Source organism: Phocaeicola sp. ICN-14070, from assembly GCF_037892625.1.
Lineage (GTDB): Bacteria > Bacteroidota > Bacteroidia > Bacteroidales > Bacteroidaceae > Phocaeicola > Phocaeicola plebeius.
In genome coordinates this window covers 1-12,173 of record NZ_JBBKBF010000020.1, presented here as the reverse complement: position 1 = coordinate 12,173, position 12,173 = coordinate 1, and the positions used below count along the sequence as shown (strand labels likewise).

Here is a 12,173-nt window from a genome sequence, read left to right as displayed (position 1 = left end):
AATTACATGAAATCTTTCCGCATTTCCAGTGCTTTGTTTTCTGCGGCTTCCATGATTTCGCGTTCTCCCGGCCCTTTGTCATTGATGCCGCAAAGATGCAGTATGCCGTGTATGATTACGCGGTAGAGTTCCGTCTCATACGCTGCATCGAACTGTTCGGCGTTGGTGCGTACCGTGTCCAGGCTGATGAACAAATCGCCCGACAGTTTCTTGCCTTCGCAGTAGTCGAATGTAATGATGTCCGTGTAATAATCATGCTGCAGATACTGGCGGTTTACTTCCAGAATCTTCTCGTCCGAGCAAAAGATGTACGCGATTTCACCTACCTTCTTGCCGTAAGTTTCGGCCACGGCTTTGATCCATGCGGTCGTTTCGCGCTTCTTGATGGCGGGCATTTCCACGCCTTCTGTCTGATAACTAATCATAGCTTATGTCAATTGAAAAATAAATATCCGATGAAAATGGCAGCCAGTATTCCGGTGAAGTCGGCAATCAGTCCGCAACTTAATGCATGCCTTGTGCGGGTTACACTGACGCTTCCGAAATACACCGCCAGAATATAAAATGTGGTATCTGTCGACCCCTGGAAGATGCAGGCCAGACGGCCGACAAACGAGTCGGCTCCGTAGGTGCTCATGGCATCCACCATCAGTCCGCGGGCTCCGCTGCCGCTTAACGGCTTCATCAGTGCCGTGGGCAGTGCGCCGACAAACTGGTCGTCTATTCCGCAACTCCGAACCACTCCGGCGATGCCCTGAATCAGAAAATCCATGGCTCCCGAAGCACGGAACACGCCGATGGAAACCAGAATCGCCACCAGGTAAGGAATGATGCGCACGGCAGTAGAAAATCCCTCTTTGGCTCCTTCCACGAACGCGTCGTACACATTGATTCTTTTCCGCATACCCGACACGATAAAGCCGATGATGACGAGAAAGAGGAACACATTGGCAAAGGTCGTAGAGTAGAGGTCAATCTGTTCCCGGCTAAGCTGAAGGAAAAGCCAGATGATGCCCGCAATGAGCAGGCTGGCTCCACCGAGAAACAACAGGATGGTCCGGTTCAGCAGGTTGATGCGCTGGTACAGGCTGACCGCAATGATGCCGGCCATTGTCGAAAAGAAAGTCGCCAATAGAATCGGAACAAACACGTCCGTGGGTTGTGCGGCTCCCATTTGTGCCCGGTATACCATGATGCTGATGGGAATCAGTGTCAGTCCCGACGTGTTCAGCACCAGAAACATGATCATCGGGTTGCTAGCCGTGTCCTTGCGCGGGTTCAGTTCCTGCAGTCCCTCCATGGCTTTCAGGCCGAGCGGTGTGGCGGCATTGTCCAGTCCCAGCATATTCGCCGCCAGGTTCATGAAAATACTTCCCGTCACCGGATGCCCTTTGGGGATTTCCGGAAACAGTTTCGAAAACAGCGGACTCAGCAGACGGGCGAAAAGCTGTATAACGCCTCCTTTTTCTCCAATCTTCATGATGCCCAGCCAGAGCGACAGTACCCCCGTCAGCCCCAATGAAATTTCGAACGCCGTTTTAGAAGAAGCAAAGGTAGAATTGATAATCTCCGGAAATACGGCCGTGTCGCCTAAAAATATGAGCTTGACCAGTGCCACCACAAAGGCCAGAAGGAAAAATGCAATCCAGATGTAGTTTAAAGCCATTTCTATCTAAGTATAATTCATGATTAATCTGTGTTACAAAAATATATAATTTCTTTGTCACTTCCTTCACCTTATCTGAAAACATATAACTTTGTGTGTATGAAAAGTTTTCCCTTGCGTTATGTACGTTGGACCGCAGAGGGACTAGGATTGTGCCTCGTCCTCCTTTGCCGTTTTTTCCCGGATATGGGCGAGCTGTACGCCCGTCACCTTTATCCCGTTCTGTCCGCCTTCCTGTCGGCCCTGGTTTCCTGGATTCCTTTCTCCATGGAAGAATGGTTCTTTGCAGGGGCGTGTGTCCTGCTTGTCGGGATTCCGCTGTGGAGCTGGAAGAAAAAGAAAGGCTGGAAATGGACCTTGCGGGCAGAAGCCGAACTGCTGGTAGGAGTGTACCTCTGGTTCTATGTGGGCTGGGGAATCAATTATTTCCGGAAAGACTTCTTTACGCGTTCCTCGTTAGAATATGTGGCCTACCAGGATTCTACCTTCCATCATTTTCTGGCCGACTATACCCGTCGCCTGAATCAAGCCTACACGCAGTCGCCTTTTCCTTCGCACGAAGTTATCGAAAAAGAAGCCAAGCAACTCTTTGCCCAAGTGCCTTCCCGCTTTGGCCTTTCTTCACCGAAAGCTTACCAGCATCCCAAGCAGGTCATGTTCAACACACTCTATTCCGGTGTCGGCGTGTTGGGCTACATGGGTCCTTTCTTTGCCGAGTCACAGCTCAACCGTGAGCTGCCTTCCTTGCAATGGCCGTTCACCTATGCCCATGAGTATTCCCATCTGCTGGGAATAAGCAGTGAAGCCGAAGCCAACTTCTGGGCCTATCAGATTTGCATCCGTTCCGTTTCGCCTGCCGTCCACTACTCCGGCTATTTCGGTCTGTTGCCTTATGTGCTTTCCAACGCTGCCGCATTGTTGGAGGAAGCAGACTACCGGCAACTGCTTTCTTCCATCCGTCCGGAGATTTTGCAGACCCTTCGCGAAAAGCAGGCTTACTGGCAGGCGCGCTATAATCCGGTGGTGGGACGTGTGCAGGAACTGATGTATGAGTATTACCTGAAAGGGAACCAGATTCCTTCCGGACAGAAGAATTATGCCGAGGTGGTGGCCATGATACTTTCCTTACCCGACGAATGGTGGAGCTAACCGTTGTGAGAATTGAAAAATCCCGACCATCTGCCGGGGAAAAGCTGATTTTTCAATTCTCAGAAAGGAAAAGTGTTCTATTTTTCTGTAAAACAGCAACTTACTGATTTGTCGGATTTTTTATTCTGGACGCAGAATGAAAAGATAGCTTAAAATCATGTCAAATCCTTAATTTCCTGTCTGCCTTCACCTCCTCCGTAAAAATTCCTTAAAGTGTGAAAATCAGTGAATAGCCCGCTTTTTAGGAGAAAAAACACTATCTTTACAGCCTTAATTTTTCTAAACTCAAAGCGAACGAAAGAAAATTATACCACAATGACTATCACGATTAAAAAAGTCACTACGAAAAAAGAGCTGAAGAAGTTCATCCGTTTTAATTACGAACTTTATAAAAATAATCCCTATTCCGTTCCCGATTTGTACGATGACATGCTGAATACCTTCAATCCCAAGAAGAATCCGGCATTTGAATTTTGTGAGGCAGAGTATTTCCTGGCCTACAAGGGCGAGGAGATAGTGGGGCGTGTGGCTGGCATCATCAACCACCGTGCCAATGACACCTGGAACAAGAAAGAAGTCCGTTTCGGCTGGCTGGACTTCATCGACGAAGAAGAAGTGTCTTCAGCCTTGCTGAAAGCCGTAGAACAATGGGGAAAAGAAAAAGGTATGGAAGCCATTGTCGGTCCGCTGGGATTTACAGATATGGATGCCGAAGGAATGCTGGTAGAAGGATTCGACCAGCTGAGCACCATGGCTACCATCTACAACTATTCTTATTATCCGGAACACATGGAGCAGCTGGGCTTTGAGAAAGAAGCCGACTGGGTGGAATACAAACTGAGCGTGCCTCACCAGCTTCCGGAAAAGTTTGTGCGCATCTCCGAAATCATTCTTCAGAAATACAACCTGAAAATCAAGAAGCTCAAGCGGAGCGAAATCAAGAAGCAGAACTACGGGCAGAAAATCTTCGATTTGATTAACGAAGCCTACGCTCCCCTTTACGGATATTCAAAAATGACACAGGGACAGATTGACCAGTATATAAAGATGTATCTGCCGCTCATCGACCTGCGCATGGTGTCGCTGGTAGAAGATGCGGAAGGCAATCTGGTGGCAGTGGGAATTGCCATGCCTTCTTTGTCGAAAGCCTTGCAGAAAGCCAAGGGGAAGATGTTGCCTTTCGGTTGGTTCCACCTGCTGAAAGCCCTCTTCATCAAGCGTCCGCGCGTGCTCGATTTGTTGCTGGTAGGAGTGAAGCCCGAATACCAGAGCAAGGGAGTCAATGCCCTCCTGTTCTATGATCTCGTGCCCATTTTCCAGCAGATGGGATTTGAATATGGAGAAAGTAATCCGGAGCTTGAGCTCAACAAGAAAGTACAGGCACAGTGGAGCGCGTTCGAATCCGTGCAGCACAAACGTCGCCGTGCTTATAAGAAAATGATTTAAAAAACGAGGGGAGAATAGATATGGAAGAACTCAATGAACAAACCGTTTCCTCTGCTGCCTATACAGAAGAGAACATTCGCCACCTGAGCGACATGGAGCATGTGCGTACTCGTCCCGGTATGTACATCGGTCGTCTGGGCGACGGTTCGCAGGTGGAAGACGGAATTTATGTGCTGTTGAAGGAAGTCGTCGACAACAGTATCGACGAGTTCAAGATGGGAGCCGGAAAACGTATTGACATCCAGATGGAAGACAACCTGCGTGTATCCGTGCGTGACTACGGACGAGGCATTCCCTTGGGAAGTCTGGTCGATGCCGTTTCCATGCTGAATACTGGGGGTAAGTACGACACCAAGGCCTTCAAGAAAAGTGTCGGACTGAACGGAGTGGGAGCCAAGGCGGTCAATGCATTGAGCCGCCGTTTCATTGCCTGGAGTGCCCGCGACGGACAGATGCGCAAGGCCGTGTTCGAACGCGGTGAACTGGTCAGCGACGAAACCTGTGCTACGGATGAAGAAAACGGAACCTATATCTTCTTTGAACCCGACGATACCCTGTTCCTGAACTACCACTTCCGTCCGGAGTTCATTGAGACCATGCTCCGCAACTATACCTATTTAAATACGGGGCTTTCCATCTATTATAACGGCCATCGCATTGTAAGCCGCAACGGACTGGAAGACCTGCTGAACGATAACATGACTGCACCGGGGCTGTATCCCATCGTGCATCTGACGGGCGAAGACATTGAGATAGCCTTTACCCACAGCGCGCAGTATGGCGAGGAATACTATTCCTTTGTCAACGGTCAGCACACCACGCAGGGAGGTACCCACCAGAGTGCGTTCAAGGAACACATTGCCCGCGCCATCAAGGAATTCTACGGAAAGAATCTCGAATTCCAGGACATCCGTAACGGACTGGTGGCCGCCATTGCCATCAACGTGATCGAGCCGACTTTCGAAAGTCAGACTAAAATCAAGCTGGGTTCACTCACCATGGCTCCTGAGAAAGATTCCGAAGGCAATCCCTATCCGTTTTCCGGTATCAGCGTCAACAAGTTTGTGGGCGATTTCGTGAAAGAGCAGGTAGACAACTACCTTCACAAGCATCCCGATGTGGCGGAAGTGCTGCTGCAGAAGATTCAGGAATCAGAGAAAGAACGTAAGGCCATTGCCGGTGTCACGAAGATAGCCCGTGAACGTGCCAAGAAAGCCAACCTGCACAACCGTAAGTTGCGTGACTGCCGCATCCACCTGAACGACCAGAAAGGCGGAAAGAAAGAAGAAGACGATCCCCGTCTGGAAAGTTCCATCTTCATCACCGAGGGAGACTCCGCCAGCGGTTCCATTACGAAAAGCCGCGATGTCAATACGCAGGCCGTGTTCAGTTTGCGCGGTAAACCGCTGAATTCCTTCGGACTCACCAAGAAGGTAGTCTACGAGAACGAAGAGTTCAACCTCCTGCAGGCTGCCCTGAACATTGAAGAAGGGCTCGACGGACTGCGGTATAATAAGGTAATCGTGGCTACCGATGCCGATGTGGACGGTATGCACATCCGCCTGCTGATGATTACCTTTTTCCTCCAGTTCTTCCCCGACCTGATCAAGAAAGGTCATGTATATATCCTGCAGACACCTCTGTTCCGCGTGCGAAACCGCAAGAAAGGCGTGTACGAAACCATCTACTGCTATTCGGACGAAGAACGGGTGGCTGCCATCGAGAAACTGAGTCCCAATCCGGAAATCACCCGATTCAAAGGACTGGGAGAAATCTCTCCCGATGAGTTCCGTCATTTCATCGGCAAGGACATGCGCCTGGAGCAAGTCACCCTTCGTAAGACCGACGCCGTGAAGGAACTGCTGGAATTCTACATGGGAAAGAACACCATGGAACGCCAGAACTTCATCATCGATAACCTGGTGGTAGAAGAAGACTTGATTAAGAATGAAGAATGAAGAATTAATAATTAAAAACTGCCAGTCATCAGTGATGAAAAGAGCGATATTTCCGGGCACCTTCGACCCGTTTACTATCGGGCACTACTCCGTGGTGAAGCGTGCCCTGACCTTTATGGATGAAATTATTATCGGTATCGGGATAAACGACAAAAAGAAAACCTGGTTCCCCACCGAAAAGCGTGTAGAGATGATTCGTAAGCTTTATGCCGACGAGCCACGCATCAAGGTAGAGGCATACGACAATCTGACCGTTGATTTTGCCCGCGAGCGCGAGGCCGGATTCATTATCCGCGGTATCCGTACCGTGCACGACTTTGAGTACGAAGAAACCATTGCCGACATCAACCGCAAGCTGGCCGGCGTAGAAACCATCCTGCTCTTTACTGAGCCCGAACTGACCTCCATCAGTTCCACCATCGTGCGTGAGCTTTTGCAGTATGGAAAAGATGTATCCGACTTTCTGCCCGAAGGCATGGAAGTGGAATAAAATGAAAGAATGCACATGAAAATCAGAAAATACGTATTTGCTTTATTGGCAGGGTGGTCGGCATGGACGGCACTTCCCGCCCAGAACAAGCTGCTCGATTCGCCTTCGCGCAAACTGCAGCTGGCCGAGTTCGCCATCTCCAATCTGTATGTAGATAAGGTAGACGAAGACAAGCTGGTGGAAACCGCCATTGTCAGCATGCTGGAAGAGCTTGACCCGCATTCCACCTATTCCGATCCGGAAGAAGTGAAGCGGCTCAACGAACCCCTTCAGGGAAACTTTGACGGCATCGGTATCCAGTTCAATATGGCTACTGACACCCTGTTCGTCATTCAGCCCGTGTCGGGAGGTCCCTCCGAGAAGGTCGGCATCCTGGCCGGCGACCGCATCATTGAAGTGAACGACACGGTCATTGCCGGCGTGAAGATGAATACGGAAGAAGTGATGCGCCGTCTGCGCGGACCGAAAGGCTCTACAGTAACGGTAAAGGTGCTGCGTGCCGGTGTGAAGGAGCTGTTGCCTTTCACCATCAAGCGCGACAAGATTCCCGTATACAGTCTGGATGCTTCGTACATGGTGGAAGGAAAAATCGGTTACATCCGTGTGAGCCGCTTTGCCGCTACCACCGGAAAAGAATTTACCGATGCCCTCCACAAGTTGCAGAAACAAGGTATGAAAGACCTGATTCTCGATTTGCAAGGCAACGGAGGCGGTTACCTGAATGCCGCCATCAGCCTGTGCGACCAGATTCTGGGCAAGAAAGAACTTATTGTCTATACCGAAGGACGCCGCAACCCGCGTTCAGAGTTTGAAGCCAAGGGCGACGGCGATTTCCAGAAAGGCCGTCTGGTGGTGCTCGTCGACGAATTTTCGGCTTCCGCCAGTGAAATTGTGACCGGAGCCATTCAGGACTGGGACAGAGGTATCGTAGTAGGCCGCCGCACCTTCGGAAAAGGACTTGTGCAGCGCCCCATCGATTTGCCCGACGGTTCCATGATTCGCCTGACGGTAGCCCGTTACTACACCCCTTCAGGCCGTTGTATCCAGAAACCTTACGAAAGTATCGAGCAATACAATAAAGACCTGATAGACCGCTACAACCGGGGTGAAATGATGAGTGCCGACAGCATCCACTTCCCCGATTCCCTCAAGGCCAAGACCCTGAAATTGGGACGCACCGTGTACGGCGGCGGAGGCATCATGCCCGACTATTTTGTGCCCATCGACACCACAATGTACACCGATTATTACCTGTCATTGCGCGACAAAGGCGCCATGGTGCAGCTGAACATCAAGCTGATTGACCGCCACCGGAAAGAATGGCTCCAGCAGTACAAGACGTTCGACCGCTTCAACCGCGAGTTTGAGGTGAGCCAGGCCATGCTCGACGAGCTGGTGGCACAAGGCACCTCCATGGGAATCACCTATAACGAGCCCCAGTTCCGCACGGCACTTCCGCTGATCAAGACACAGCTGAAAGCCCTGCTGGCCCGCGACATCTGGGACATGAACGAATACTTCCAGGTGATTAACACACTGAACGACAGCATGAAAAAGGCCATCGAACTGCTGCGCAAGCCCGGCATGAATTTCCCCAAAAGATAAGCTCCGGAAAACGTACTTGCGTTTGACGAAAAACACAAGTACGTTTTCCCTGAAACGCAAGTGCGTTTGAATTGAAACTCTTCGACGTTTTGGTTCAAACGCACTTGCGTTTTTTTTGCGTGTGGCTCACAACCTCCGATTACAGAATTTTTTCCATAATCTGTTGCGTTATCTCAATAAATCTTCTAATTTTGCATCATAATTTGGACCTTCGAGTGCGAATTTATAGTTCTAACAATTAAATAATTTAAATTCAATCATTTATGTGGTTAAGTAATTCATCTATTGGAAGGAAAGTGGTGATGAGTGTTACTGGTATCGCCCTTGTCCTGTTTCTGACATTTCACATGGCGATGAACCTTGTTGCATTGTTCTCGGGCGAGGCGTACAACATGGTTTGTGAGTTCCTCGGTGCCAACTGGTATGCGCTGGTAGCTACTGTCGGACTGGCTGCCCTGTTTGTAATTCACATCATCTACGCTTTCTGGCTGACGATGCAGAACCGTGCAGCTCGCGGTCACGAACGCTATGCAGTGACAGCAAAACCGAAAAACGTGGAATGGGCATCTCAGAACATGCTGGTACTGGGTATCATCGTAATCCTGGGTCTGGCTCTTCACTTCGTAAACTTCTGGTACAAAATGCAGTTCGCTGAAATCATCGGCAACCCGATGATGGGTGGTCTTCATGCAGCCGACGGTTACGGCTACATCATGCAGACATTCTCTAATCCGGTGTTCTTCGTGTTGTATATCATCTGGCTGATTGCCTTGTGGTTCCACCTGACTCACGGATTCTGGAGCTCTATGCAGACTTTGGGTTGGAACAACACCATCTGGATTAACCGTTGGAAATGCATCTCTAACATCTATTCTACCATCATCGTACTTGGCTTCATGCTGGTAGCCGTTGTGTTCTTCCTGAAAAACATGATGGGTTGCGGTGCTTGCTAATTTAAGTGTAACTGATTAAATTGAAAAAACATTATGACTAAGATACTTGATTCTAAGATTCCTGAAGGCCCGATAGCTGAGAAATGGACCAATTATAAAGCTCACCAGAAACTGGTGAACCCGGCTAACAAACGTCGTCTGGACATCATCGTGGTAGGTACAGGTTTGGCAGGTGCTTCTGCAGCTGCTTCTCTGGGTGAAATGGGATTCCGTGTGTTCAACTTCTGTATCCAGGACTCTCCTCGCCGTGCACACTCTATCGCTGCACAGGGTGGTATCAACGCTGCCAAGAACTACCAGAACGACGGTGACTCTGTTTATCGTCTGTTCTACGATACAGTGAAAGGTGGTGACTACCGTGCTCGTGAAGCTAACGTATACCGTCTGGCTGAAGTATCAAACAACATCATCGACCAGTGCGTGGCACAGGGTGTTCCTTTCGCTCGTGAATACGGTGGTACACTGGCTAACCGTTCATTCGGTGGTGCGCAGGTATCTCGTACATTCTACGCTAAAGGTCAGACAGGTCAGCAGCTGTTGCTGGGTGCTTACTCTGCATTGAGCCGTCAGGTAGGTGCCGGTACTGTAAAACTGTACACTCGTTACGAAATGCTCGACGTAGTATTGGTTGACGGTCGTGCACGTGGTATCATCGCTAAGAACCTGGTAACTGGTAAGTTGGAACGCTTCGCTGCTCACGCAGTAGTTATCGCAACCGGTGGTTACGGAAACACTTACTTCCTGTCAACTAACGCCATGGCATGTAACGTAACAGCTGCCATGTCTTGCTACCGTAAGGGAGCTATGTTCGCTAACCCGGCTTACGTACAGATTCACCCGACTTGTATTCCGGTACACGGTGACAAGCAGTCTAAGCTGACTTTGATGTCAGAATCTCTGCGTAACGACGGTCGTATCTGGGTTCCGAAGAAACTGGAAGATGCCAAAGCATTGCAGGCTGGAACAAAGAAAGGTAGCGATATTCCTGAAGAAGACCGTGACTACTATCTGGAACGCCGTTATCCGGCATTCGGTAACCTGGTTCCGCGTGACGTGGCTTCACGTGCCGCTAAAGAACGTTGCGACCACGGTTTCGGTGTAAACAACACTGGTCTGGCCGTATTCCTTGACTTCTCTGAAAGTATCGAACGTCTGGGCTTGAACGTAGTTCGCCAGCGTTACGGTAACTTGTTCGATATGTACGAAGAAATCACCGACGTAAATCCGGGCGAACTGGCTCGCGAAATCAACGGTGTGAAATACTACAACCCGATGATGATTTATCCGGCTATCCACTACACAATGGGTGGTATCTGGGTAGACTACGAACTCCAGACTACTATCAAGGGTCTGTTCGCTATCGGTGAATGTAACTTCTCTGACCACGGAGCTAACCGTCTGGGTGCTTCTGCATTGATGCAGGGTCTGGCCGACGGATACTTCGTATTGCCTTACACTATTCAGAATTACTTGTCAGACCAGATTACTGTTCCTCGCTTCTCTACTGACTTGCCTGAATTTGCAGAAGCAGAAAAGGCTGTACAGGCTAAGATTGACCACCTGATGAACATCAAGGGTAAGAAGTCTGTAGACTCAATTCACAAGGAACTGGGCCGCGTAATGTGGGAATACGTAGGTATGGGACGTACTGCAGAAGGTTTGAAGACCGGTTTGGCTAAGCTGAAAGACATCCGTAAGGAATTCGAAACAGAATTGTTTATTCCGGGAGCAAAAGAAGGTATGAACATCGAGCTTGACAAGGCATTCCGTTTGGACGACTTCATCACAATGGGTCAGCTTATCGCATACGATGCATTGAACCGCGAAGAATCTTGTGGTGGTCACTTCCGTGAAGAACATCAGACAGAAGAAGGTGAAGCAAAACGTGATGACGAAAACTTCTTCTATGTAGCTTGCTGGGAATACCAGGGAAGCGACGACAAGGCTCCGGTATTGTACAAAGAACCGCTGGTTTACGAAGCTATCAAGGTACAGACTCGTAACTACAAGAGCTAATCAGTGAAGTTAAACAATTAAAGAATCTAAGTAAAATGGATAAAAATATATCATTTACGCTGAAAGTTTGGCGTCAGAACGGACCTAAGGAAAAAGGTCATTTCGATACATTCCAGATGAAGGACATCCCGGGCGATACTTCCTTCCTGGAAATGCTGGATATCTTGAACGAACAGTTGATTGAAGACGGAAAAGAACCGGTAGTGTTCGACCATGACTGTCGTGAAGGTATTTGCGGTATGTGTTCTTTGTACATCAACGGACATCCGCACGGACCTGCTACAGGTGCTACTACCTGCCAGATCTACATGCGTCGTTTCAAAGACGGTGATGTAATCACTGTAGAACCGTGGCGTTCAGCCGGTTTCCCGGTTATCAAGGACTTGATGGTAGACCGTACAGCTTACGACAAGATTATGCAGGCAGGTGGTTTCATCAGCGTACGTACAGGTGCTCCTCAGGATGCCAACGCTATCCTGATTCCGAAACCGGTAGCTGACGAAGCAATGGATGCCGCTTCTTGTATCGGTTGCGGTGCGTGTGTAGCTGCTTGTAAGAACGGTTCAGCCATGCTGTTCGTTTCTGCTAAGGTAAGCCAGTTGAACCTGTTGCCTCAGGGAAAACCGGAAGCATTGCGTCGTGCAAAGGCTATGATTGCCAAGATGGACGAACTGGGCTTCGGTAACTGTACCAATACCCGTGCTTGTGAAGCAGAATGTCCGAAATGCGTTTCAATCAGCAACATCGCTCGCTTGAACCGCGACTTCATCAAAGCAAAACTGAAAGACTAATCCTCTTTGCAGACAGATAAAGATTCGCCCCGAAGCACGCGCTGTTTCGGGGCGAATTCTTTTTTGTCTTTTAAAAACTTTTAAAAAGCTGAAAATCAG

At 49.3% G+C, this 12,173-nt stretch carries 10 protein-coding genes; 8 read left to right on the top strand and 2 right to left on the bottom strand.

Annotated elements, in window-relative coordinates; genetic code table 11:
• Positions 1–2: 2 nt before the first annotated feature.
• Together ybeY and WKT20_RS07555 are read right to left on the bottom strand one after the other, a co-directional pair.
• Positions 3–425 carry an rRNA maturation RNase YbeY gene (gene ybeY / locus WKT20_RS07560; RefSeq protein ID WP_007559498.1) on the bottom strand — a complete coding sequence of 141 codons (423 nt, stop codon included), beginning with the start codon at positions 423–425 and terminating at the stop codon, positions 3–5.
• Between the two features lie 8 nt (positions 426–433).
• Positions 434–1,666, bottom strand: coding sequence for a nucleoside recognition domain-containing protein (locus tag WKT20_RS07555; protein ID WP_304216107.1), 1,233 nt, complete (start codon positions 1,664–1,666; stop codon positions 434–436).
• Positions 1,667–1,765: 99 nt separating this feature from the next.
• On the opposite strand from WKT20_RS07555, the gene WKT20_RS07550 reads away from it, so the two are divergent.
• The 8 genes from WKT20_RS07550 to WKT20_RS07515 all read left to right on the top strand — a co-directional run bounded on the left by WKT20_RS07550 (position 1,766) and on the right by WKT20_RS07515 (position 12,074).
• Positions 1,766–2,815, top strand: coding sequence for a DUF3810 domain-containing protein (locus WKT20_RS07550; RefSeq protein WP_340417126.1), 1,050 nt, complete (start codon positions 1,766–1,768; stop codon positions 2,813–2,815).
• Positions 2,816–3,130: 315 nt separating this feature from the next.
• On the top strand, positions 3,131–4,261 hold the full coding sequence (locus tag WKT20_RS07545) for an N-acetyltransferase (RefSeq protein WP_007559490.1): 1,131 nt from the start codon (positions 3,131–3,133) through the stop codon (positions 4,259–4,261).
• Between the two features lie 20 nt (positions 4,262–4,281).
• Entirely contained in the window at positions 4,282–6,219 is a 1,938-nt protein-coding gene (locus tag WKT20_RS07540; RefSeq protein ID WP_007559488.1) for a DNA topoisomerase IV subunit B, read from the top strand.
• A 34-nt stretch (positions 6,220–6,253) separates the two neighbouring features.
• A complete protein-coding gene (gene coaD, locus WKT20_RS07535; RefSeq protein ID WP_040312467.1) occupies positions 6,254–6,709 on the top strand; it encodes a pantetheine-phosphate adenylyltransferase in 456 nt (151 codons plus the stop codon).
• Positions 6,710–6,718: 9 nt separating this feature from the next.
• Complete coding sequence (locus WKT20_RS07530; RefSeq protein ID WP_181976288.1) at positions 6,719–8,314, top strand: S41 family peptidase; 1,596 nt, start codon at positions 6,719–6,721, stop codon at positions 8,312–8,314.
• Positions 8,315–8,577: 263 nt separating this feature from the next.
• Positions 8,578–9,267, top strand: a complete 690-nt coding sequence (locus tag WKT20_RS07525) for a succinate dehydrogenase/fumarate reductase cytochrome b subunit (protein WP_007559482.1) — start codon at positions 8,578–8,580, stop codon at positions 9,265–9,267.
• Positions 9,268–9,300: 33 nt separating this feature from the next.
• Positions 9,301–11,283 carry a fumarate reductase/succinate dehydrogenase flavoprotein subunit gene (locus tag WKT20_RS07520; protein WP_117701095.1) on the top strand — a complete coding sequence of 661 codons (1,983 nt, stop codon included), beginning with the start codon at positions 9,301–9,303 and terminating at the stop codon, positions 11,281–11,283.
• A 35-nt stretch (positions 11,284–11,318) separates the two neighbouring features.
• Positions 11,319–12,074, top strand: coding sequence for a succinate dehydrogenase/fumarate reductase iron-sulfur subunit (locus WKT20_RS07515; protein ID WP_007559479.1), 756 nt, complete (start codon positions 11,319–11,321; stop codon positions 12,072–12,074).
• The last annotated feature ends 99 nt before the right edge of the window (positions 12,075–12,173 follow it).